The 23,010-nt window shown below is 62.5% G+C and carries 17 protein-coding genes; 1 reads left to right on the top strand and 16 read right to left on the bottom strand.

Annotation, left to right across the window (positions count from 1 at the left end; translation table 11 throughout):
• Positions 1 to 265 precede the first annotated feature (265 nt).
• The 4 genes from dnaE to proS all read right to left on the bottom strand — a co-directional run bounded on the left by dnaE (position 266) and on the right by proS (position 8,044).
• On the bottom strand, positions 266 to 3,721 hold the full coding sequence (gene dnaE, locus KIT02_RS03610) for a DNA polymerase III subunit alpha (RefSeq protein ID WP_297582333.1): 3,456 nt from the start codon (positions 3,719 to 3,721) through the stop codon (positions 266 to 268).
• A gap of 921 nt (positions 3,722 to 4,642) precedes the next feature.
• Positions 4,643 to 5,329, bottom strand: a complete 687-nt coding sequence (locus tag KIT02_RS03605; RefSeq protein WP_297582331.1) for an ABC transporter ATP-binding protein — start codon at positions 5,327 to 5,329, stop codon at positions 4,643 to 4,645.
• Positions 5,322 to 6,698, bottom strand: a complete 1,377-nt coding sequence (locus tag KIT02_RS03600) for an ABC transporter permease (RefSeq protein ID WP_297582329.1) — start codon at positions 6,696 to 6,698, stop codon at positions 5,322 to 5,324. The genes KIT02_RS03605 and KIT02_RS03600 overlap by 8 nt, the downstream gene beginning before the upstream one ends.
• A complete protein-coding gene (gene proS, locus KIT02_RS03595; RefSeq protein ID WP_297582327.1) occupies positions 6,695 to 8,044 on the bottom strand; it encodes a proline--tRNA ligase in 1,350 nt (449 codons plus the stop codon). Before proS ends, KIT02_RS03600 begins: the two co-directional genes overlap by 4 nt.
• Before the next feature lie 348 nt (positions 8,045 to 8,392).
• On the opposite strand from proS, the gene KIT02_RS03590 reads away from it, so the two are divergent.
• On the top strand, positions 8,393 to 8,716 hold the full coding sequence (locus KIT02_RS03590; RefSeq protein ID WP_297582325.1) for an MmcQ/YjbR family DNA-binding protein: 324 nt from the start codon (positions 8,393 to 8,395) through the stop codon (positions 8,714 to 8,716).
• Between the two features lie 15 nt (positions 8,717 to 8,731).
• Here the strand turns inward: KIT02_RS03590 and KIT02_RS03585 are convergent, their stop codons facing one another.
• The 12 genes from KIT02_RS03585 to nuoF all read right to left on the bottom strand — a co-directional run bounded on the left by KIT02_RS03585 (position 8,732) and on the right by nuoF (position 23,010).
• Positions 8,732 to 8,983, bottom strand: coding sequence for a DUF1467 family protein (locus KIT02_RS03585; RefSeq protein WP_297582322.1), 252 nt, complete (start codon positions 8,981 to 8,983; stop codon positions 8,732 to 8,734).
• A gap of 213 nt (positions 8,984 to 9,196) precedes the next feature.
• Positions 9,197 to 10,870 carry a ribonuclease J gene (locus KIT02_RS03580; RefSeq protein WP_297582319.1) on the bottom strand — a complete coding sequence of 558 codons (1,674 nt, stop codon included), beginning with the start codon at positions 10,868 to 10,870 and terminating at the stop codon, positions 9,197 to 9,199.
• A gap of 71 nt (positions 10,871 to 10,941) precedes the next feature.
• Positions 10,942 to 11,772, bottom strand: a complete 831-nt coding sequence (locus KIT02_RS03575; protein WP_297582316.1) for a biotin--[acetyl-CoA-carboxylase] ligase — start codon at positions 11,770 to 11,772, stop codon at positions 10,942 to 10,944.
• Positions 11,773 to 11,893: 121 nt separating this feature from the next.
• Positions 11,894 to 13,342 (bottom strand): NADH-quinone oxidoreductase subunit NuoN, encoded by a 1,449-nt coding sequence (nuoN, locus tag KIT02_RS03570; RefSeq protein WP_297582314.1) that lies wholly within the window; start codon positions 13,340 to 13,342, stop codon positions 11,894 to 11,896.
• A gap of 9 nt (positions 13,343 to 13,351) precedes the next feature.
• A complete protein-coding gene (locus KIT02_RS03565) occupies positions 13,352 to 14,932 on the bottom strand; it encodes an NADH-quinone oxidoreductase subunit M (protein WP_297582312.1) in 1,581 nt (526 codons plus the stop codon).
• On the bottom strand, positions 14,932 to 17,040 hold the full coding sequence (gene nuoL, locus KIT02_RS03560; RefSeq protein WP_297582310.1) for an NADH-quinone oxidoreductase subunit L: 2,109 nt from the start codon (positions 17,038 to 17,040) through the stop codon (positions 14,932 to 14,934). Before nuoL ends, KIT02_RS03565 begins: the two co-directional genes overlap by 1 nt.
• Before the next feature lie 10 nt (positions 17,041 to 17,050).
• Positions 17,051 to 17,359 carry an NADH-quinone oxidoreductase subunit NuoK gene (nuoK, locus tag KIT02_RS03555; RefSeq protein ID WP_297585097.1) on the bottom strand — a complete coding sequence of 103 codons (309 nt, stop codon included), beginning with the start codon at positions 17,357 to 17,359 and terminating at the stop codon, positions 17,051 to 17,053.
• A gap of 15 nt (positions 17,360 to 17,374) precedes the next feature.
• The gene (locus KIT02_RS03550; protein ID WP_297582308.1) at positions 17,375 to 17,983 is read right to left on the bottom strand and encodes an NADH-quinone oxidoreductase subunit J; all 609 of its coding nucleotides are present in this window, start codon (positions 17,981 to 17,983) and stop codon (positions 17,375 to 17,377) included.
• An 11-nt stretch (positions 17,984 to 17,994) separates the two neighbouring features.
• Positions 17,995 to 18,483, bottom strand: a complete 489-nt coding sequence (gene nuoI / locus KIT02_RS03545; protein ID WP_297582306.1) for an NADH-quinone oxidoreductase subunit NuoI — start codon at positions 18,481 to 18,483, stop codon at positions 17,995 to 17,997.
• The gene (nuoH, locus tag KIT02_RS03540) at positions 18,483 to 19,580 is read right to left on the bottom strand and encodes an NADH-quinone oxidoreductase subunit NuoH (RefSeq protein ID WP_297582304.1); all 1,098 of its coding nucleotides are present in this window, start codon (positions 19,578 to 19,580) and stop codon (positions 18,483 to 18,485) included. The genes nuoI and nuoH overlap by 1 nt, the downstream gene beginning before the upstream one ends.
• Before the next feature lie 9 nt (positions 19,581 to 19,589).
• Positions 19,590 to 21,692: an NADH-quinone oxidoreductase subunit NuoG gene (gene nuoG, locus KIT02_RS03535; RefSeq protein WP_297582302.1), complete on the bottom strand. Its 2,103-nt coding sequence runs from the start codon at positions 21,690 to 21,692 to the stop codon at positions 19,590 to 19,592.
• Between the two features lie 4 nt (positions 21,693 to 21,696).
• The gene (gene nuoF / locus KIT02_RS03530) at positions 21,697 to 23,010 is read right to left on the bottom strand and encodes an NADH-quinone oxidoreductase subunit NuoF (RefSeq protein WP_297582300.1); all 1,314 of its coding nucleotides are present in this window, start codon (positions 23,008 to 23,010) and stop codon (positions 21,697 to 21,699) included.

Below are 23,010 nucleotides of genomic sequence, written 5' to 3'. Positions count from 1 at the left end.
GCCTTGCGACGGAAACCCGCCACCGGATGGAATTCCCAAGGGAATGCCTGCCTCGTGTGTGTGATCACGTCCGGCCGCAGCCGAACGCGTGGGTGCTATAGTGGAAGTGCGCGCCGATGGCAAGGGCATCTGCGGACACCCGGACGGCAACCAAGATCGCGGCCGGGCGTTGATCTATCATAGACCCGCGCTGGCTCGCGGGGACAAGGGTGAAAACCCCTCAGTGGGAGAGGACGGGCATGGCGCTCGCCTCTCCCGCGTTGTTTCAGGCAAAGCGAACGTCCGTCACCCCGTCGAGCGCCTTGATCCCGCCGGCGACTTCCGCTGTCAGATTGTAGCGGCCGGGCAATTCGATCTCGTATTCGCGGGCACCGCCATCACGAATAACCACGAAATTCACCGTGCCATTGCCACCTTTGCGCAATTGCGCGCTGATCGATCCCAGGGCCTTGGCATCGGCGGTGAACACGGTGAGCCGGCGGTCGACGCGCTCGGCAAGGCCCTCGATTGGCTCGGCCGACATCAAACGCAGGCTGATGCCCTCGGCGCGCTCGTCGGCACCCACCTGCAGGATCACGGAATTGCCGGGCTGCAGGATGGCACCGAACTCGTTGATCTGCTCGGAAAACGAGATGACCTCGAACGTGCCGCTCTGATCCGACAGCGTCAGGATCATCATCGGCGTGCCCTTACGCGTTCGCCTGTCGTTACGGGACGAGATGGTGCCCGCAAGACGCCCTGCCCCGGCCCCGTCCTTTACAGCACGCTCAAAATCGCTCCAGCGCTGTACGCGCAGTTTCTCGAACAGATCGGAATAGGCATCGAGCGGATGCGCGGACAAATGAAAGCCGATGGCGGCCAGTTCGCGATCGGCGCGCTCGCTGGAGTTCCACACCGCCACCCCGGTGGGCAAACGGAACGGCTCTTCCTCGACACTGTCGAACATCGAGACCTGTCCGGAACTGCGGTCCGCAGTAAGCGACTGGGCTGTGGCGATCACGGACTCGACGGCGGCAAACGCCACTTCCCGGCGCGGTGCGAGATCATCGAAGGCACCGGCATTGACCAGGGTTTCGAGCGTGCGCTTGTTGAGGACGCGCGGATCGACGCGGCGGGCAAAATCGCCCAGGTCCTTGAACGGGGTGCTGCCGCGCACCTCGACGATATGTTCGGCCATGGCCCGCCCGACGCCCTTGACGGCTGAGAGGCCGTAATGGACGCGATCGTCCTTCACCGAGAAAACCACCTCGGATTTGTTGACGCAGGGCGGGACGACTTCGATGCCCTTCTTGCCCGCTTCGCGCCGGAAGTCCGAGAGCTTGTCAGTCTGGGCCATGTCCAGCGTCATCGAGGCGGCGTAGAACTCGTGCGGGAAGTGTTCCTTGAGATAAGCGGTCTGATAGCTGACCCAGGCATAGGCGGCGGCGTGGCTCTTGTTGAAGCCGTAATTGGCGAACTTGGCGAGCAGGTCGAAAATCTCGTCCGCCAGTCCCTCATCCACCCCGTTCGGGCCTGAACCCTCGCGGAAGCGGATGCGCTGATTGTCCATCTCCGCCTTGATCTTCTTGCCCATGGCGCGGCGCAGCATGTCGGCCTCGCCCAGCGAATAGCCGGACAGAAGCTGGGCGATCTGCATCACCTGTTCCTGATAGACGATGATGCCATAGGTTTCATCGAGCACGGTCGAGAGCGCCGGATGCGGATAGCTGACGTCTTCGGTGCCGTGCTTGCGGTTGATGAAGCTGGGAATATTGTCCATCGGGCCCGGCCGATAGAGCGCGTTCATGGCGATCAGATCTTCAATGCGGTCGGGCTTGAGCTCCATCAAGGCCCGGCGCATGCCCGCCGATTCAAACTGGAAGATGCCGTAGGTGTCGCCGCGGGCGTAAAGCTTGTAGGTCGAAGCGTCGTCGATGGGGATGGCGTCGATATCGATCTCGACGCCGCGCTTTTTGACCATGTCCACGGCGTAGCGGATGGTCGTCAGCGTCTTGAGACCAAGGAAGTCGAATTTTACGAGGCCGGCCGGCTCCACCCATTTCAGATTGTACTGGGTGACCGGCATGTCGGAGCGCGGGTCGCGATAGAGCGGCAACAGTTCCTGCAGCGGCCGGTCGCCAATCACGATGCCGGCGGCGTGGGTCGAGGCATGGCGGAACAGGCCCTCAAGGGCCTGGGCAATCTCGACCAGTTGGGCGACGGTCTCGTCGTCCTCGGTCATCTGCTTGAACTGCGGCACCTCCTTCATGGTCCGCTCGATCGACCAAGGGTCCGCCGGATTGGCCGGCACCAGCTTGCAGATGCGATCGACCTGGCCATAGGGCATCTGCAGCACGCGGCCGACATCGCGCAGCACGGCGCGGGCCTGCAGGGTACCAAAGGTGATGATCTGCGCGACCTGGCTCGACCCGTACTTGTCCTGCACGTAGTCGATGACCTCCTCGCGGCGGTCCTGGCAGAAGTCGATGTCGAAGTCCGGCATCGACACGCGCTCGGGATTGAGGAAGCGCTCGAACAGCAGATTGTAGCGCAGGGGATCGAGGTCGGTGATCGTGGTGGCATAGGCCACCAACGAGCCGGCGCCCGAACCACGCCCTGGGCCCACCGGAATGTCGTGGCTCTTAGCCCATTGGATGAAGTCGGCCACGATCAGGAAATAGCCGGGAAACTTCATCTTTTCGATGATCGAGAGCTCAAATTCGAGCCGTTCGCGATATTCCTGCTCGGCCTTGCCGGGTGCGATGCCGACCGTGGCGAGGCGCTTGTCGAGACCGTCCACCGCGATGCGGCGCAATTCGGCAGCCTCGGCGGCCACGACTTCATCTTCGGTGGCGTGCGAACCGGCAGCGAATTTGGGCAGGATGGGACCGCGGGTCCGCGGGCGAAATGCCACGCGCCGGGCGATCTCGACGGTCGAGTCGAGCGCCTCGGGCAGGTCGGCAAAGAGCTCGACCATTTCCGCGCGGGTCTTGAAATAGTACTGATCGTTGAGCTTGCGCCGCTCGGTCTGGGCCAGAACCGAACCGCCGGCAATGGCCAGAAGCGCGTCATGCGCCTCAAATTCCCTGGCGGTCTTGAAGAAGGGTTCGTTGGTGGCAACCAGCGGCAGGCCCTTGCGGTAGGCGTAGTCGATCAGGCGCGGCTCCACAGTCATTTCGCTGTGGCGGCCATGGCGCTGCAATTCGATATAGAAACGGTCACCGAACAGGTCGGCCAAGCGATCGAGACGGCGGAGCGCATTGGCATCCTGGCCGTGAGCGAATGGCACATCGATGGCGCCTTCCGGACCGCCGGAGAGGCAAACAAGGCCCTCGAGACTGTCGCGCGTCATCCAATCGAGACTGGCGCGGACATAGCCATTTTCGCTTTCCAGATAGGATTGTGACACGAGGCGCGAGAGATTTGAGAAGCCCAGTTCGGACTGGGCAATCAGGACGATCGAGGACTTGCCATTCCAGCTTGTGTGCCCGCGTTCACTGACCCGCTCCTCGGCGGCGGCAAAGTCGACGGCCAGTTCCACGCCGATAAGGGGCTGAATGCCCTTCTTGGTGGCTTTCTCCGAGAATTCCAGCGCGCCGAACAGGTTGTTGGTATCGGCGATGTTGATGGCCGGCTGGCTGTCTTCGGCGGCCAGTTTCAGGATGGTTTCAAGTTGCAATGCGCCTTCCAGCAGCGAGAAGGCGGAGTGGGCGTGCAGATGAATGAAACCGGGGCCGGGCATGGTGTTCTCCTGATCCAACCTTGTGTCAGGCGGTTCGGCGGGTCAAACCACACAACCGCCTATCCACAGGCGATCAGACGAAATGGGTGACGATGTCCATCCAGGTCAGCGAGCCGATGGTGAAGGCGCCCAGGGTTACGAAAGCGGCGAGGTCCTTGATGAAATCCAGCATCTTTGTCTCCTGTGTTTCTGTATTGTTCTTATACGTACATGCTTTGTTCTCGTCCAGATGGGAACAGCGGTGAAACCGGGGACAGGGCAAAACTGGTTAGGAAAGCGTTAGGAGAGGTTTGCGGGCGTTAAGATTCGAGCACGACGAAGCGCCGGACAGCGGAGCTTCCGGTTGTGGCTGATGGACGTATCCCGAGGTACGTGCGTCTCGGCATGGGAGGGAAACGGAGACGTCGCCGCCTCGGGATTCCGCATTTTTCGGACAGATCGGAATCCCGTTCGTTGAACGCTCGTCGCGGATTGGGCCGACCCCGAACGCGGCCCCAGAGCGACCTGGTGCCGGCGGTCCCTCCCGCAACTGTTCGCTGCAGTCCGCCCATCGCGGGAGAGATGAGGCGAGTATGAGGGCAATTTCGGGGGTGGGGATAAGTTTGTGGACGTGGATCGGGAGATCGATCCACGCCTGCTTTGATTTGCTGGCGCGATGTGGCCCCTGGGGCGCCGTGTGAGGGGTTCAGATGGGTGCCATACGATAGTTGGGCGAGTGGGCAATTTGGCGCGATGCCGGGGCTCGTCCTGAGATCCGGACTTGGATCCCGGCCTGCGCCGGGATGACACTGTGGCAGGCCGGTAGGCTAGACATCAACGAAGGGCCGGTCAGGTCGACGCCGTTAACCCCTCACCCCGGCCCTCTCCCCGGAGGGGCGAGGGGGCGATGGAGACGAAAGGTCAGTTCACAGATGCAGCGCGCTAAAGCGTGTGCGGAACGACCAGGCCGCCCTTGATGGTCACGATACGGTCGGCGCGGCGGGCCAGGTCGTAATTGTGGGTTGCGATCAGGGCGGCGGCGCCTTCGTTGCGGATGAGGCTCTTGAGGGCCTCGAACACGAGATCGCTGGTTTCCGGATCGAGATTGCCGGTGGGCTCATCGGCCAGGATGACGCGCGGATGATTGGCGGCTGCGCGGGCAATGGCAATGCGCTGCTGCTCGCCGCCCGACAGTTCGGCCGGCCGGTGGGTGGCGCGGGGTGCGACGCCGAGCAGGTCAAGGAGCTCCATGGCGCGCTGCTCTGCGTCAGCCTGCGCCTTGCCGGCGATGAGTTGCGGCATGACGACGTTTTCGAGAGCGGTGAACTCGGGCAGCAGGTGGTGGAACTGATAGACATAGCCGACGGTGGACCGGCGGAGCTGGGTGCGCGCGCGATCTCCCAACTTGCTGGTCAGGTGGCCGACGATTTCGATTTCGCCCGATTGCGGGGATTCGAGCAGGCCGCATAGATGCAGCAGGGTCGATTTGCCGGCACCGGACGGGGCGACCAGGGCCACGAGTTCGCCGCTGTTGACGACGAGGTCGGCCGATTCGAGGACGCGAACGGTGCGCTCGCCTTCGCCATAATGCCGATGCACACCGCTGAGGACGAGATGGGGCTTACTCATAGCGGAGCGCCTCCACCGGATCATATTGGGCCGCGCGCCAGGCGGGATAGATGGTGGCAAGGAAGCTCAGGAGCAGCGCCATGCCGACCACAACCGTGACCTCGACCGGGTCGACGCGACTGGGGAGCGAGGAGAGGAAGAAAACCTCGGGCGGGAACAGCGCCACGCCCAGAAGATTGGAAATGAAGGCGCGGATTGCTTCGGCGTTGGAGGCGACGATCAGGCCGAGCACGAAGCCGACCGTGGTGCCGATGAAGCCGATCGCCGTGCCGGTAATCGAGAAGATGCGCATGATCGAGCCGCGCGTGGCGCCCATGGTGCGCAGGACCGCGATATCGGCGCTTTTGTCCTTCACCAGCATGACGAGGCTCGAAATGATGTTGAAGGCGGCGACGAGGATGATCATCGACAGAATGGTGAACATGACCACGCGCTCGACCTGAAGGGCCGAGAAGAAGGTTTCGTTGCGCTGCTGCCAGTCGGTCAGGACCAGTGGGCGCGCTTCCGGCGCGGCTTCGAGGCGGCGGCGCATTTCGGCCACGGCATCGGGATCGTCGATGAAGATTTCGGCGGCACTGGCCTTGCCGATACGCTCATAGGCCGCGTCGATCTCTTCGTCGGTGGCCAGCGGGTCCAGTGGGCCCATGCCGGGTTTGAGGACTTCGTCGACCAGCTTGAAATAGTCCTGCGCCAGTTCGAGGGGCATATACATGAAGTAGGAATCGAACTCGACCATGCCGAGATCGAAGATGGCGTTGACCGGGTAGGACCGGATCTGGGGCGTTGACCCGAACGGGGTCATCGAGCCATTGGGGTTGATGATCTGCACTTCATCGCCAATGCCGACGCCCAGGGTCTGGGCGAGCCGGTAGCCGATGGCCAGGCCCCGGCTGCCGTCCCACTGGTCGAAACCGCCCTGCTCTACCCCGTTATAGAGAAGCGGCAGCTTCTTGAGGTTTTCCTCATCCATGCCGCGCACCGTGACGCCGGTCGACTGTCCGCCGCGCCCGGAGGCCAGCACCTGCCCCTCGACGAAATAGACCGCGAAACTGACACCGGGCACCTGCTCGAGGGCAGCGACGGTTTCTTCGTAGTCGGTGAATTGCCGTTCGATGGGATAGGCGGTGAAATGTCCGTTGAGCCCGAGAATCTTGTCCAGGAGCTCGCCGCGAAACCCGTTCATGACCGACATGACGACGATCAGCGTGGCCACGCCGATGGCCACGCCGACCATGGTGAGGCTGGCGATGACCGAAATGAAGGCCTCCTTGCGGCGGGCCCGCAGGTAGCGACCGGCAATCAGCCATTCGAATCGCGAAAACGGCCGCGTGGCGCGGACCGGGGCGGCTTCTGGAGCGCTGGTGGTCAAATGTCGGTCATCCGCTGGGGTTCGATCAGGCTCTTCAGGCGTTCGACGGCGGCCGCGATCGGCAGCGTTTCGCGTTCGCCCGACTTGCGATGCTTGATTTCGACTTCGCCGGATTTAAGGCCGCGCGGCCCCAGGATCAGCTGGTAGGGAATGCCCACGAGGTCAGCGGTGGCAAACTTGCTGCCAGCCGGCTGGTCCCGATCGTCGTAGAGCATGTCGAGGCCGGCGGCAGTCAATTCGCCATAGAGCTTGTCGCACGCGGCGTCCGTATCGGCATCACCCGCCTTGAGGTTGATCAGCACGGCCTCGAACGGGGCGACGGAGACGGGCCAGACGATGCCGTTCTCGTCATGGCTGGCCTCGATGATCGCGGGAACGACGCGGGTGAGCCCGATACCATAGGACCCCATATGCACCAGGGTTTCCTTGCCATCCTGGCCGGTGACGCTGGCCTTCATGGGCTCGGAATATTTGAGGCCGAAATAGAAGATGTGTCCCACCTCGATGCCGCGCGCAGAGACGCGCTTGTCCTCCGGCACACTGGCTTCGTACTCGGTGTGATCGACCATTTCCTCGGTGGCCGCGTAAAGCGAGGTCCAGTCGTTGAAGATGGGCTTGAGATCGCCGCGGAAATCGACGTCCTTGGCGGGAATGGGTTTGTCGAGCAGATCGCGGTGACAGAAAACCTGGCTCTCGCCGGTTTCGGCCAGAATGATCCATTCGTGGCTGAGATCGCCACCGATGGGTCCGGTATCGGCGCGCATGGGAATGGCGGTGAGGCCCATGCGGGCATAGGTGCGCAGATAGGCCACGAACATGCGTTCATAGGCTTCGACTGCCCGTTCCTTGTCGAGATCGAAGGAATAGGCGTCCTTCATCAGGAATTCGCGGCTGCGCATGGTGCCGAAGCGCGGACGCACCTCGTCCCGGAACTTCCACTGGATGTGGTAGAGATTGAGCGGCAGATCCTTGTAGGACTTCACATAGGCCCGGAAGATGTCGGTGATCATCTCCTCATTGGTGGGGCCATAGAGGAATTCGCGCTCGTGGCGGTCCTCGATGCGCAGCATTTCCTTGCCATAGGCGTCGTAGCGGCCGGATTCCCGCCAGAGATCGGCCGACTGGATGGTGGGCATGAGCAGTTCAATCGCGCCGGAGCGGTTCTGCTCCTCCTCGATGATCTTCTGAACCTTCATCAGCACCTTGTAGCCGAGCGGCAGCCAGGAATAGAGACCGGACGCCTGCTGGCGGATCATGCCGGCGCGCAGCATGAGCCGATGCGAGACGATTTCGGCTTCCTTGGGCACATCGCGAAGCACGGGCAGGAAATAGCGGGACAGGCGCATGGGAACTCCGAAACTGCATATCGGCGGCTTGTCGTCTGGCGGAAAACCTCGTGAATTTTCCAGAACCAACCAGCCTCGACTCGTGACTTCTGTTGATGCCCACTCAAAGCCCAACCGTCCATTCGATGCAAGCATGCAAGCTATGCAGAATCTACTTGGCAGACCGAAAAACTGTTGTTAGGTTCCCTCGCAATAAAACAAAGGCGGCCCAAACCGCCGGACGTCGACAACGTCAAGGGAGGAGCGTTGGCTGCCGCTTTGTAGCGTGCCTAAGACCAACGTATTGTCGATCAAACTCATTTAAGCAGGGCCTTGTGCCCTGCTTTTTTGTTTCTGGAACAAGGCATTATGACAAAATCCGAAACATTCACGCAAATTGCGATGTCGCTCGAGGGCACACGCTCAGCACCGCATTTCGACCGCATCGCATTCAAGGTCAGGCGCACATTTGCGACCCTTGCGGCGGACGGCATGAGTGCCAACCTCAAATTCACGCCCGACGAGCAGGAATTCAAGTGCGCGGTGGCGCCGGACCTGTTTTCAGCCATCCCCAATGGCTGGGGACGACAGGGCTGGACGGTGCTGAATTTCAAGGGGGCGAACGCGGACGACATGCGGGCGGCCCTGGTGATGGCCCATGCGCATGGTGCCGCGGTCAAGGCACCCAAGTAGCAGCCTGCGGGCCTTCTACCGGTTCCAGTAGGCGCGGATGATGTCGGTGTTGACGCCCCAAAGCACGAAGGCGGTGACGCCTGCGGCCAGCACCGAAGTGATCAGGGCCTTGAGCACAAGGCGCGGGCGCACGGGGGCGGCAGGATCGGTTCCGGCGACGATCTCGGCCCCGGTCTCGTGATGGCTTTCGCTGCCGATCGGCAGGACGGCCACGAAGGTGATCCACCAGGCGACGAAGTAGATGGCGATGATCGAGCCGATCTGCATGGCAAGGGACCTTTCACTGCCTGTCATATAACGCACAGCGACGTTGGCGCGGAAGGGTGGACTGCCGGTTCCTATCGTCGCACCGGCGGGCAGCGCCGGATGAGGGGTTCACACCGCGTTCTTGCCGAAAAACCTTCACCCCTCACCCCAACCCTCTCCCCAAAGGGGCGAGGGGGCGATGACGGCGATGGTTCAGTTCACGGGCGAAGCGCTTTAGACCCGATGCACGAAGACGCTGACGTTTGGCTTGCGGCCCCAGAAGCCGTTGACTTCGCCGCGGATGGCCTTGAACAGCGCGGAATTGAGCACTTCGGTATCGGCGCGGCGCTTGGGCGGCATGGACTTGATCACGCCGGCAATGGTGTCCTCGACCAGATCGGAGACAGAATCGTCCTCGGTTTCCGGGAGACCTTCGATGACCATTTCGGGACCGGAGACGACCTGCCCGCTGGAATTGACCGCGAGGGATACGATGATCAGGCCGCCGAATGACAGGCGCCGGCGGCCTTTGACGCCGCTTTCCTCAGGCGTGCAGAGCACCAGGCCATCAAGGTAGAGCTCGCCGGTGCGAACCTCGGCGGGAAAGGCCATGGGTTCGGGGAAGAGGCGCACGAGGTCGCCATTGCGGGCCTCGCAGACATTGGGAATGCCGGAGGCGCGGCCCAGCTTGGCATGGGCTTCAAGATGCATGGCCTCGCCGTGGACGGGCACCAGCACCTCGGGCTTGACCCAGGAATAGAGCTTTTGCAATTCGCCCCGGCGTGGGTGGCCGGTGACGTGGACGAGCGCGTCATTGGCGGTGATGAGCTCGATACCCTTGTCGATCAGCAGGTTCTGGATGTCGATGACTTCGCGCTCATTGCCGGGGATGGCCCAGGACGAGAAGATCATGCGGTCGCCGGCATTGAGATCGATGACCGGATGATCGCCCCGGGCGATGCGGGCGATGGCGGCCCGCGCCTCGCCCTGGCTGCCGGTGCAGATCAGCACGCATTTGTCGCGCGCGATGGACTTGAACATGTCCTGATCATGCAGCGGCGGCAGGCCCTCGAGCATGCCGAGTTCCTTGGCAATGCCCATGATGCGGTGGAGTGAGCGGCCGGACAGCACGACTTCGCGGCCCGCCTTGTGGGCGGCGCGGACGATGGACACGACGCGGCCGACATTGGAGGCGAACGTGGTGACCGCAACGCGATGCGGGGCATCGGCGATGAGCTTGGCAAGGTTGTCGCCAACCTCCTGCTCGCTCGGGCTTTCGCCATCCTTCATGGCATTGGTGCTGTCGCAGACGAGGGCCAGCGGCAGTTCGGACTCCGAGCCAATCTGCTCGAGGCGGGCAATATTGGTGGGCGCATTGACCACGGGCGTCGGATCGAGCTTCCAGTCGCCGGTGTGCAGGGCCCTGCCGACCGGAGTGGTGATCAGGAGCGCGTTGGACTCGGGGATCGAGTGGGCAACATTGATCGGCTCGATGGTGAAGGGGCCGACGGTGAAGGCCTTGCCGGGACGCATGATGGTGATGTCGACATTTTCGACAATGCCGTCCCCTGCCCGCTTGGCCGCCAGCATGGCGGCGGTGAAAGGCGTGGCATAGACCGGCCGGTCGAAAGCAGGCCAGAGATCGAGAACCGCGCCGTAGTGGTCCTCGTGGCTGTGCGTGAGGACCAGGGCCAGCACGTCGTCGGCATTTTCTTCGAGAAATTCGGGATTGGCCATGATCAGCTCGATCCCCGGCAGGTCCGGACCGCCGAAGCTGACGCCGCAATCGACGACGATCCACTTGCGGCGATTGGCCGGGCCGAAGCCATAGGCGGCCATGTTCATGCCGATCTCGCCGACGCCGCCAAGTGGCAGAAAGACGAGTTCATCCCTTTGGTTCTTAGCCATGGGTATTGTTTTCCTTTTGTGACGCGACGCCTGCCGATCTTTGGCCGGCGGTCGCCGCGTTGGTGTTATGGTCAGCTTCGGGCGCTGGCCGTTGCCCCAAAATGTACATCGCCGGCGGTGATGGAGATCCGCGCGCCGTCATCGTCGCGAATGATCAACCGGCCAGCCGAGTCGATGGTTTCAAAAATGCCGCGCCGCACGACGCCATCCTGCTGGACGGCCACCGGCGCGCCTATGCCTGCGGCCGACCCGCGCCAGGCTTCCAGCACGCGGGCAACGCCCCTGCCCTCGTCCCACAGGCCGAAAACGTCGACCCAGGCATCGGAAAGCGCCTCGAAGACATCCTCGGCCGAACGGTCCACGCCGAGCGCGCGCATGGACGTGGCCGGATAGGGCACGCCTTCGGGCGCTGCCACGACATTGACGCCGGCGCCGACGACGATGGCGGTGCGGCCATCGGGTGTCTTGGTCGATTCGAGCAGGATGCCGGCCAGCTTGGCGCCATCGGCGAGGACGTCATTGGGCCATTTGAGCGCAATGCGCGAGCGGCCATCGGCGCCATCCGCGCCGTCTATGCCGATGCGCACCAGACCATTGGGCAGAATGGCACCGAGCCCGCGATTGAGGGCCACGCCGGCAACGAAGCCCAGGGTGGCAACCACTTCGGGCGCGGCATCAGGAATGATCAGCAGGCTGGCAGCGAGATTGCCAGATGGACTGTGCCACTCGCGGCCGCGGCGGCCGCGACCGGCAGTCTGCCGGAGGGCAGCAAACCAGATGCCGCCGGGATCGCCCGCAGCAGCGGCCGCGAGCGCTTCATTATTGGTGGAGCCGATCTCGTCGAATCCGGCGAGCCGGTAACCGGCATCGCGGGCCTTTGAACCAAGGACAAACTCAGCCATGGCCGTCCCGTCCCGGAGTCATTCCCGCGAAAGCGGGAACCTCCGTTTTCTGCACACCGATTGCCAACAGGGGTTCCCGCTTTCGCGGGAATGACCCTGTGGAAAGGGCAAAAATCCTCACCTAGAACAGGCTTCCGGCTGCCGTGCGCGCCAGACTGGCGAGCGGACTGCCGAGCGTGAAATAGTAGGTGACGATCAGGAAGCCGAACACCCCCATGATGACGTTGAGTTCGCCGGGCACGGCCACGAAATCGGCCTTGGGCTCGTCGAAGTACATCACCTTGACCACGCGCAGGTAGTAGAAGGCGCTGATGGCCGAAGCCAGCATGCCGATGACCGCCAGGACATAGAGATTGGCTTCAATGGCCGCAAGGAACACCATCCACTTGGCGAAGAACCCGGCAAGCGGCGGCAGGCCGATCAGCGAGAACATGACGATGGCCATGATGGCGGCGACGAAGGGGCGGGCCTTGGAGGCACCGGCGAGATCGTCGATGGTTTCCACATAGCCACCCGTCGCGGTGCGCAGCGACAGGATGCAGGCAAAGAGCGCCACGGTCATGCCGACATAGATGGCCATGTAAACAGCCACGCCTTCGACACCGACCTGGGTGCCGGAGGACAGACCCACCAGCGCGAAGCCGACATGGCCGATCGACGAATAGGCAATCAGGCGCTTGATGGACTTCTGGCCGATGGCGGCGAAAGCGGCCAGCACCATGGAGGCAATCGACAGGAAGATGACGATCTGCTGCCAATCATGGGTGATGGGCGCAAACGTATCCATGACCAGCCGGATCATCAGCGACATGGCGGCCACCTTGGGCGCCATGGCGAAGAAGGCGGTGACCGGGGTGGGCGCGCCTTCGTAGACGTCGGGCGTCCACATGTGGAAGGGTACGGCCGAGATCTTGAAGGCCACGCCGGCCAGGAGGAACACAACGCCGAAGATCAGACCGACAGAGCGGCCCTCGTCGGCGATGGCGACGACGATTTCAGCGAGATTGGTGTGGCCGGTAAAGCCATAGACCAGCGACGCGCCATAGAGCAGCATGCCCGAGGACAGCGCGCCCAGGACGAAATATTTGAGGCCCGCCTCGGTCGCGCGGCTGTCATCGCGCTTGATGGCGGCCATGACGTAGAGCGACAGTGACTGCAGTTCCAGACCCACATAGAGGCTCATCAGGTCATTGGCCGAAACCATGACCATCATGCCCAGCGTCGCGAGGACGGCGAGGATGGAATACTCGTATTTGTGGATGCCGTGTTCTTCGGCATTGGATAGGCCCAGGATCAGCGCCAGAGCGGCGCCGCCCATGACCAGCACCTTCATGTAGCGCGCGAAGGCGTCGGCGATGAACAGGCCGTTGAAGATCACGCCATCGTTCGCGGTGGTCACGACCAGGATGCCGGTGACGACCAGAAGGCCGATCGACAGCCAGGTCACAAGGCCCGACTTCTCCTTGTTGACGACGACGCCAACCAGGATCAGCACCAGGGCGCCGACGGCCATGAGCAGTTCGGGATAGGCAGGAGCCAAGCTCGCGAAATCGGTAATGTCTGAGTTCACGTCAGTCTCCTAGTGCGAAGCGGGCGCGGCGTGATCGTCGGCCGGCTCGGCTGCGCCCTCGGCAGGCGCCACATAGTCAAGCGGTGCGCGCGCATCGGCCAGGTCCACGGCCGGGTCGCGGCCAATGGCGGTCGAATATTGCGTAACCAGGTTGTCAACCGCAGCCGCCGTCGTATCGAGGATCGGCGCCGGATAGAAGCCGAACACCACGGTCAGCACGATCAGCGGATAAAGCACGATCTTTTCGCGCAGGTTGAGATCGAGGATGCCCTTGAGGCTGTCCTTGGTTAGTGCGCCGAAGATCACGCGGCGATAGAGCCAGAGCGCGTAGCCGGCCGAGAAGATCACCCCGAATGCGGCGCCGAAGGCCACCCAGGTATTGACCTGGAACACGCCGATCATGGTGAGGAACTCACCCACGAAGCCGGACGTGCCGGGCAGGCCGACATTGGCCATGGTGAAGACCATGAAGGCGAAGGCATATTGCGGCATCCGCTCGACCAGGCCGCCATAAGCGTCGATCTCGCGGGTATGCATGCGGTCATAGATGACACCGACGCAGAGGAAGAGCGCGCCCGAGACAATGCCGTGGCTGATCATCTGGAACATGGCGCCCTGGATACCCAGTGCGTTGCCCGCGAAGATACCCATGGTCACGAAACCCATATGGGCCACGGACGAATAGGCGATGAGCTTCTTGATGTCGGTCTGCACCAAAGCGACCAGCGAGGTCAGGATGATGGCGGCAACCGACAGCACGAAGACGAAGTTGGCCAACTGCGCGGAGGCATCGGGGAACATCGGCAGGCTGAAGCGCAGGAAGCCGTAGCCGCCGAGCTTGAGCAGGATGGCGGCCAGGATGACCGAACCGGCCGTGGGCGCCTGCACGTGGGCTTCCGGGAGCCAACGGTGGAAGGGCCACATCGGCATCTTGACCGCCAGGGAGGCAAAGAAGGCCAGCCACAGCCAGACCTGCATATCGGCCGGGAACTGATGGGTCAGCAGCTTGGTGATGTCGGTGGTGCCGGCATCCCAATACATCGCCATCATGGCCAGCAGCATCAGCACGGAGCCGATGAAGGTATAGAAGAAGAACTTGTAGGCGGCCTGAATACGCGCGGAACCGCCCCAGATGCCGATGATGAGGAACATCGGCAGCAGGGTGCCTTCGAAGAAGACGTAGAACATGGCCAGATCGAGAGTGGTGAACACGCCGATCATCAGGGTTTCGAGCACGAGGAACACGATCATGTATTCCTTGAGGCGCGTCTCGACTTCCCAGCTCGCCAGAACCACGCCGGGCATGAGCAGCGCGGTCAAGACCACGAACAGCACCGAGATGCCGTCGACGCCGACACGGTAGCCGATATTGTCGCCGATCCAGGCCATGTTGACCACGAACTGGAAGCCCGCATCGGACGGATCAAAGGCCTGCCACAGAGCAAGCGAAAGGGCGAAGACGACCAGGGTGGTCACAAGGGAAATCCAGCGGATTGCACCGATGGATCCCTTTGGCGTCACCACCAGGATTGCAGCACCGAGGATCGGAAGCCAGGTGACGAGGGTCAGAATAGAATTTTCAAAGGTCATCAGAGGAGCCCCCCGGCCGTAATGGCCCAGGTCAGCAGCGCCGCAATGCCGATCAGCATCGCAAAGGCATAGTGATAGAGATAGCCGGACTGGAGCTTCACGACCCAGCTGGTGACATTCTGCACGCGGCGGCCAAGGCCTTCGGCGATCTTGCCGTCAACCAGCCAGTCGTCAAAACCCTTCCAGATCGCGGTGCCGATCCACAAAGCAGGCCGCACGAAGATCGTGTTGTAGAGCTCGTCGAAGTACCACTTGTTGAGCAGGAACTTGTAGAGGCCCGGATTGGTCGCCGCGAGACGGCCCGGAATTTCGGGACGCCGGATATACATGAACCAGGCGGCGACAAAGCCGATGATCATGGCGGCGGTGGCGCTCCACTTCACCCAGGTCGGAACGTGGTGGGCGTCTTCGATGATCTGATGATCGACGAAGATGGAACCTGCAAAGAAGTGTTCGATGTGCTCCACATCGTGGAAGAACATGCCGTAGAACACCACGCCCGCAAGGACTGCACCGACGGCCAGCACATAGAGCGGTACCAGCATGACATTGGGCGATTCATGCGCGTTGTCATAGGCAGAGCCGTGGTGGCCATGATGACCATGATCGTCGGCATTGCTGTCGTCGATCGGCTCGTCGTGGGTTTCGGCGGCAGCATGGGCCGGATCGGGGTGCGGACCTTCGCCATGATGCTGGGCATCGCGCGGGGAACCGTGGAAGGTCAGGTGAACCAGGCGCCAGGAATAGAAGCTGGTGAACAGGGCCGCGATGACGAGGAGCCAGAAGGCAAAGCTGCCCAGATTGCCGCCATAGGCATAGGCGCTTTCAATGATGGCGTCCTTGGAGAAGAAGCCGGCAAAGCCGAAATTGGTGCCCGGAATGCCGACACCGGTCAGCGCCAGGGTGCCGATCATCATCATCGCATAGGTGATGGGGATCTTCTTGCGCAAGCCGCCCATGTTCCGCATGTCCTGCTCGTGGTGCATCGCATGGATGACCGAGCCGGCGCCAAGGAACAGGAGAGCCTTGAAGAAGGCGTGGGTGAACAGGTGGAAGACACCGGCCGAATAGGCCCCCACCCCCAAGGCCACGAACATGTAGCCAAGCTGCGAGCAGGTGGAATAGGCGATGACACGCTTGATGTCGTTCTGGACCAGGCCAACGGTCGCCGCGAAGAAGGCGGTGATGGCGCCGATGGTGATGACGACATTGAGCGCGAAGGGCGACAGCTCGAACAGCGGCGACAGACGCGCCACCATGAAGACGCCGGCGGTGACCATGGTCGCGGCATGGATGAGAGCCGACACCGGGGTCGGGCCCTCCATGGCGTCCGGCAACCAGGTGTGCAGCAGGAACTGCGCCGACTTGCCCATGGCGCCCATGAACAGCAGCAGGCAGATCACCGTCATGGCGTCGAGCTGGTAGCCGAGGAAGTTCATCACCGGCAGGCCGGTGGCGGCAAACTCGTCGGCGGCGTGGAAAGCGCCATCGAAGTCGATATGGCCGAGCACGAAGAAGGCGCCGAAAATGCCGAGCGCAAAGCCGAAGTCACCGACGCGGTTGACGATGAACGCCTTCATGGCGGCGGCGGTGGCGGAGGGGCGCGTGTACCAAAAGCCGATCAGCAGGTAGGACGCCAGGCCCACGCCTTCCCAGCCGAAGAACATCTGCAGGAAGTTGTCGGCAGTCACCAGCATCAGCATGGCGAAGGTGAAGAGCGACAGATAGGCAAAGAAGCGGCCGCGATGCGGGTCTTCATGCATATAGCCGATGGAATAGAGGTGCACGAGCGCCGAGACGGTGTTGACGACGACCAGCATGACGGCTGTCAGCGTGTCGACGCGCAGCGTCCAGCGCAGGTCCATGTCGCCGACCTGAATCCAGCGCATGACCTCGACCTTGAGCACGGCCGCATGGCCATCGCCCACGGCACCGACAAGGCCATCGCCGAAAGCGACGGGAATGAACACGACCCAGCTCAGCGCGGCAGCCACGATGAGCAGGCCCGTGGTGATGAACTCGGAGGGGCGATGCCCGATCGAGCGGCCCAACAGCCCGGCAATGAGCGCCCCGATAAGGGGCAGGAAAACAATCGCCTGAATGATCATAGCGGTGCTCTTAGCCCTTCATCATGTTGACGTCCTCAACCGCGATGGTGCCACGGTTGCGGTAGAAGATAACGAGGATGGCCAGGCCGATGGCCGCTTCGGCAGCGGCGACGGTGAGGATCATCAGCGCAAAGACCTGGCCCTGCAGATCGTTGAGCTGGGCGCTGAAGGCCACCAGATTGAGATTGACGGCAAGCAGGATCAATTCGACCGACATCAGGATGACGATGATGTTCTTGCGGTTGATGAAGATGCCGAACACGCCGAGCGTGAACAGGATGGCGCCGACGGTCAGGTAATGACCGAGCCCGATTTCCAAGCCCATGATAACCCCCTATAGCCCCTGACCCGGTTTGACCTTGACGACCTTGAGCGTTTCGCTGGCCTTGCGGCCGATCTGCGACGCCGTGTTCTGGCGCTTGATGCCCGGACGATGACGCAGGGTCAGCACGATGGCGCCGATCATGGCGACCAGCAGCACTGCCGCAGCGCCCTGGAACAGGAAGACGTAGCGCGTGTAGAGCACCTGGCCGAGCTGGCGCGTGTTCTCGATCGTGTTGTCGATCGGCAGCACGGCGCCTCCGGTGATTTCCGGAGAGACGATGGCGCTACCGGCAACCAGCAGCAGTTCAAGGAACAGGATGGCGCCAACGACCATGCCGATGGGCGCATATTGCAAGAGGCCCGATTTCAGCTCGGCAAAGTCCACGTCCAGCATCATGACGACGAACAGGAACAGCACCGCGACCGCGCCGACATAGACGACGATCAGGATCAGCGCCAGGAACTCGGCACCGGCGAGCATGAACAGCCCGGCCGCATTGACGAAGGTCAGGATCAGGAACAGCACGGCGTGAACCGGATTGCGGGCCGAAATGACCATGAAGGCCGAAGCGACCGCAATCACCGAGAACACGTAGAAGAAAAACAGTGGAAGGCTCATCGTCTTCCCTCTCAGCGATAAGGCGCGTCGGCGGCCAGGTTGGCAGCGATTTCACGCTCCCAGCGGTCGCCATTGGAGAGCAGCTTCTCTTTCGAGAAATAGAGCTCTTCGCGCGTTTCGGTTGCGAATTCGAAGTTCGGGCCTTCGACGATGGCATCGACCGGGCAGGCTTCCTGGCAGAAGCCGCAATAGATGCACTTCACCATGTCGATGTCATAGCGCACGGTGCGCCGGGTGCCGTCGTTCTGACGCGGGCCGGCCTCGATGGTGATGGCCTGGGCCGGGCAGATGGCTTCGCACAACTTGCAGGCAATGCAGCGCTCTTCGCCATTGGGATAGCGGCGCAGGGCATGTTCACCCCGGAAGCGTGGCGAGACCGGGCCCTTTTCGAACGGGTAGTTCACCGTGGGCTTGGGCGCGAAGAAGTAGCGCATGGCCAGGAAGAAGGCCGAAACGAACTCGCGCAGCAGCAGGGTATTGAGGATCTGTCCGGCGCGCATCACGCAACCCCTCCATGCCAGCCCCAGCCGGTGAGCTGCAGGACGAAAGCGACGATCACGACCATGATCAGCGAGAGCGGCAGGAACAGCTTCCAGCCGATCCGCATGAGCTGGTCGTAGCGGTAGCGGGGCACGATGGCCTTGGCCATGGCGATCATGAAGAATACCAAGCTTACCTTGATGAAGAACCACACCACGCCCGGAATCCAGGTGAAGGGCGGCAGATCGATGGGCGCAGCCCAGCCACCCAGGAACAGGATGGTGGTCATGGCGCACATCAGCAGGATGGAGATGTACTCGCCCAGCATGAACAGCATGTAGGGCGTCGCCGAATATTCGGTCATGAAGCCGGCCACGAGTTCGGATTCACCTTCGGCAAAGTCGAATGGCGGGCGATTGGTTTCGGCGAGGGCCGAAATGTAGAACACCACGAACATCGGGAAGAGCGGCAGCCAGAACCAGTTGAGGAAACTGAGCCACGGCACGCCAAGCGTGGTGGCCAGACCCATTTCGGACTGGGCGACGACGATGTCGTTGAGATTGAGCGAGCCGACGCAGAGCAGCACAGTGATGATGACGAGGCCGATCGAGACTTCGTAGGACACCATCTGCGCGGCGGCGCGGATCGAGCCGAAGAACGGGTATTTCGAGTTGGAGGCCCAGCCGCCGATGATGACGCCGTAAACGCCAAGCGAGGAGATGGCCAGCAGGTAAAGGATACCCACATTGATGTCGGCCATGGCCCAGCCATCGAAGACCGGCACGACGGCCCAGCCTGCGAGGGCCAGCGTCGCGGTGATCAGGGGCGCGGCCAGGAACAGCACCTTGTCGGCGCCGGCCGGGATCAGCGGCTCCTTGAAGACAAACTTCAAAAGGTCGGCAAAGGACTGCAGGAGACCGAACGGACCGACGACATTGGGGCCGCGACGGATCTGTACGGCGGCCCAGACCTTGCGGTCGGCGAGCAGGATGAAGGCTGTATAGACCAGCAGAACGACCAGCAGCAGCAGCGCCTTATAGACGAAGCCGATTTCGGTGCCCCAACCGAGGAAGGGGATGCCGAGCAGGTAATTCAGGGCAGCGGTGATAAAGTCCATAATGCTCCCCTACTCCGCCGCCTGCTTGAGGCCAGCGGCCATGGCCGCACATTCGCCCATAACTGCCGATGCGCGGGCGATCGGATTGCTGAGATAGAAGTCTTCGACCAGCGAAGCATAGGGCGCCGACTTGGTCTTGATGGCGGCCTTGGCGAGCTTGGCCACGTCCGTCACGGACCCGGCGCTGATCTCGTCCACGCGGGCCAGATGCGGGAATTCGCTGTAGATGGCTGCACGCAGCTGGGCCAGGGAGTTGTACGGCAGGGCCTGACCGATGGCGCCGCTCAGCGCCCGGATGATGGCCCAGTCTTCCTTGGCCTCACCCGGCGGGAACACCGCGCGGCAGGCAAGCTGCACCCGGCCCTCGGTGTTGACGTAGGTACCGGACTTTTCGGTATAGGCCGCAGCCGGCAGGATGACGTCGGCGCGATGGGCGCCCTTGTCACCATGGCTGCCGATATAGACGACGAAGGCCTTGCCCATGGCAGAGGTGTCGTATTCGTCGGCACCCAGCAGGAACAGGACATCGAGTTCGCCCTTGCCTGCCAGGGCGATCTGATCGGCCGAGCAGACACCGCCGTCATGCGGCACGAAGCCGATATCGAGGCCGCCGACGCGGCTGGCTGCGCTGTGCAGCATGGCAAAACCGTTCCAGCCCTCGGCGACATTGGCGCCAGTGGCAAGCTTGGCAGCCAGCGCGATGGTATCGCGACCGGCCTGCTTGCCGAGGGTGGCGTGGGACACCGCACCTTCACCGACAATGATCAGCGGGCGCTGGGCTTTGGCGAGGATTTCGGCGAAGGCGCCCTTGCCTGCTGCCAGTTCGGCCAGAGTCTCGAAGCCATTGCCGAGATAGGTGTAGTCATAGGTAAGGTCAGCCTGTTCACCGATGACGGCGATCGGCAGGCCCTTGGCGCGCCAAGTCTTGCGGATGCGCGCATTGAGCACCGAGGCTTCCTTGCGCGGATTGGAGCCGATGATGACCACGGCGTCGGCTTCTTCAATCCCGGCAATGGTCGGGTTGAAGAGATAGGCAGAGCGCGGCATGGACGGATCGATGCCGGACATGGCCGGGCGAACATCGGTCATGCCGGAGCCAATGGATGCCAAGAGGCCCTTGAGCGCGTACATTTCCTCGACGGCGGCCAGGTCGCCGGCAATGGCGCCAACCTTGTTACCGGCCTTCTTGATGCGGCTGGCGACGGCGGAGAGTGCCTCTTCCCAGCTCGCGGCCTGCAACTTGCCGCCCTTGCGGACATAGGGGCGATCCAGGCGCTGGCTCTTGAGGCCATCCCAGACGAAGCGGGTCTTGTCGGAAATCCACTCCTCATTGATGGCTTCGTTGATGCGCGGCAGAATGCGCATCACTTCGCGGCCACGGCTGTCGACGCGGATGGCCGAGCCGACGGCGTCCATGACGTCCACGCTCTCGGTCTTGGTCAATTCCCATGGACGGGCGTTGAAGGCATAGGGCTTGGACGTCAGCGCGCCGACCGGGCAGAGGTCGATGACATTGCCCTGGAGCTCGCTGGTCAGAGCGCGCTCGAGATAGGGGGTGATTTCGGCATCCTCGCCACGGCCGACCAGGCCCAGCTCGGAAATGCCGGCGACTTCGGTGGTGAAGCGGACGCAGCGCGTGCAGTGAATGCAGCGGTTCATCGAAGTCTTGATCAGCGGGCCCATGTTCTTGTCTTCCACGGCGCGCTTGTTTTCGTGGAAGCGCGAACCGGAGACGCCATAAGCCATGGCCTGATCCTGCAGGTCGCACTCGCCGCCCTGATCGCAGATCGGGCAATCGAGCGGATGGTTGATCAGCAGGAATTCCATCACGCCTTCGCGGGCCTTCTTGACCATGGGCGTGTTGGTGAACATTTCGGGCGGCTCGCCATTGGGGCCCGGGCGCAGATCGCGCACGGACATAGCGCAGGACGCCTGCGGCTTGGGTGGGCCACCCTTCACCTCGACCAGGCACATGCGGCAATTGCCGGCCACGGACAGGCGTTCGTGATAGCAGAAACGCGGAATTTCCGCGCCGGCCGCTTCGGCCGCCTGCATCAGGGTGTAGTAATCGGGGACTTCGACCAGTTGGCCGTCGACTTTGATACTGGCCATCGGCTTACTCCGCAGCGATCGACGGCACGGCGCCGTCGCTGGTGGATGAATAGGTATATTGATCGATCCGCTCTTCGATCACGTGACGGAAGTTGCGGATCAGGCCCTGGATCGGCCATGCGGCCGCGTCGCCAAGGGCACAAATGGTGTGGCCTTCGATCTGCTTGGTCACTTCGAACAGCATGTCGATTTCGCGCTTCTGGGCGCGGCCCTCGACCATGCGTTCCATGACCCGCATCATCCAGCCGGTGCCTTCACGGCACGGAGTGCACTGACCGCAGCTCTCGTGCTTGTAGAAAGCCGACAGGCGCCAGATGGCCCGGATGATGTCGGTGGACTTGTCCATGACGATGATCGCCGCGGTGCCCATGGATGAGCCAACCTCGCGCAGGCCGTCGAAATCGACGATGGCGTTCTGGATCTTCTCGCCCGGCACGCAGGGCACCGAGGAGCCGCCGGGGATAACCGCCAGCAGATTGTCCCAGCCGCCGCGGATGCCGCCGCAATGCTTTTCGATGATGTCCTTGAAGCTCTCGCCCATGGCCTCTTCGAAGGTGGCCGGCCGGTTCACGTGGCCGGAGACGCACATCAGCTTGGTGCCGGTATTGTTGGCGCGCCCGATGGAGGCAAACCAGGCGCCGGACCGGCGCAGGATTTCCGGGACGACGGCGATGGATTCGACGTTGTTGACGGTTGTCGGGTTGCCATAGACACCCATGGCCGCCGGGAATGGCGGCTTGAGGCGGGGCTGGCCCTTCTTGCCTTCAAGGCTTTCCATCAGCGCGGTTTCTTCGCCACAGATATAGGCGCCGGCGCCGTGGTGGACGACGATATCGAAGTCCCAGCCATGGACGTTGTTCTTGCCGATGAGCCTGGCGTCATAGGCCTGCTGAACAGCGGCTTCGAAGCGCTGGCGCTCGCGGATGAACTCGCCGCGGATATAGACATAGGCGATATGCGCGCCCATGGCACGGCCCGCCAAAAGGCAGCCTTCGACCAGATGGTGCGGATCGTGGCGCAGGATCTCGCGATCCTTGCAGGTGCCGGGCTCGGACTCGTCGGCATTGACCAGAAGCTGGCTCGGCCGGCCGTCTCCCGCCCCTTCCTTGGGCATGAAGGTCCATTTCAGCGCGGTCGGGAAACCAGCGCCGCCGCGACCGCGAAGGCCGGAAGCCTTGACTTCGTTGACGATCCAATCGCGACCGTTGTCGATGAATTCCTTCGTGCCCACCCAGGCGCCGCGGTCGCGCGCGCCATCGAGCTGCCAGTCATGGCGGCCATAGAGGTTGGTGAAGATACGATCCTTGTCAGCGAGCAT

It is taken from the genome of Devosia sp. (assembly GCF_025809055.1).
Classification (GTDB): Bacteria; Pseudomonadota; Alphaproteobacteria; order Rhizobiales; family Devosiaceae; genus Devosia.
The sequence above is the reverse complement of the archived record's forward strand: the minus strand, read 5'-3'. Positions and strand labels throughout refer to the sequence as shown.

Bases quoted from the DNA above. Each gene is read 5' to 3' on its own strand.
- KIT02_RS03590 (WP_297582325.1), top strand. From the start codon at position 8,393: ATGACAAAATCCGAAACATTCACGCAAATTGCGATGTCGCTCGAGGGC.
- nuoF (WP_297582300.1), bottom strand. From the start codon at position 23,010: ATGCTCGCTGACAAGGATCGTATCTTCACCAACCTCTATGGCCGCCAT.
- nuoG (WP_297582302.1), bottom strand. From the start codon at position 21,692: ATGGCCAGTATCAAAGTCGACGGCCAACTGGTCGAAGTCCCCGATTAC.
- KIT02_RS03605 (WP_297582331.1), bottom strand. From the start codon at position 5,329: ATGAGTAAGCCCCATCTCGTCCTCAGCGGTGTGCATCGGCATTATGGC.
- dnaE (WP_297582333.1), bottom strand. From the start codon at position 3,721: ATGCCCGGCCCCGGTTTCATTCATCTGCACGCCCACTCCGCCTTCTCG.
- KIT02_RS03550 (WP_297582308.1), bottom strand. From the start codon at position 17,983: ATGAGCCTTCCACTGTTTTTCTTCTACGTGTTCTCGGTGATTGCGGTC.
- nuoL (WP_297582310.1), bottom strand. From the start codon at position 17,040: ATGATCATTCAGGCGATTGTTTTCCTGCCCCTTATCGGGGCGCTCATT.
- nuoI (WP_297582306.1), bottom strand. From the start codon at position 18,483: ATGCGCGCCGGACAGATCCTCAATACCCTGCTGCTGCGCGAGTTCGTT.
- KIT02_RS03580 (WP_297582319.1), bottom strand. From the start codon at position 10,870: ATGGCTAAGAACCAAAGGGATGAACTCGTCTTTCTGCCACTTGGCGGC.
- proS (WP_297582327.1), bottom strand. From the start codon at position 8,044: ATGCGCCTGTCCCGCTATTTCCTGCCCGTGCTTCGCGATGTGCCCAAG.
- KIT02_RS03575 (WP_297582316.1), bottom strand. From the start codon at position 11,772: ATGGCTGAGTTTGTCCTTGGTTCAAAGGCCCGCGATGCCGGTTACCGG.
- KIT02_RS03565 (WP_297582312.1), bottom strand. From the start codon at position 14,932: ATGACCTTTGAAAATTCTATTCTGACCCTCGTCACCTGGCTTCCGATC.
- KIT02_RS03585 (WP_297582322.1), bottom strand. From the start codon at position 8,983: ATGCAGATCGGCTCGATCATCGCCATCTACTTCGTCGCCTGGTGGATC.
- nuoH (WP_297582304.1), bottom strand. From the start codon at position 19,580: ATGGACTTTATCACCGCTGCCCTGAATTACCTGCTCGGCATCCCCTTC.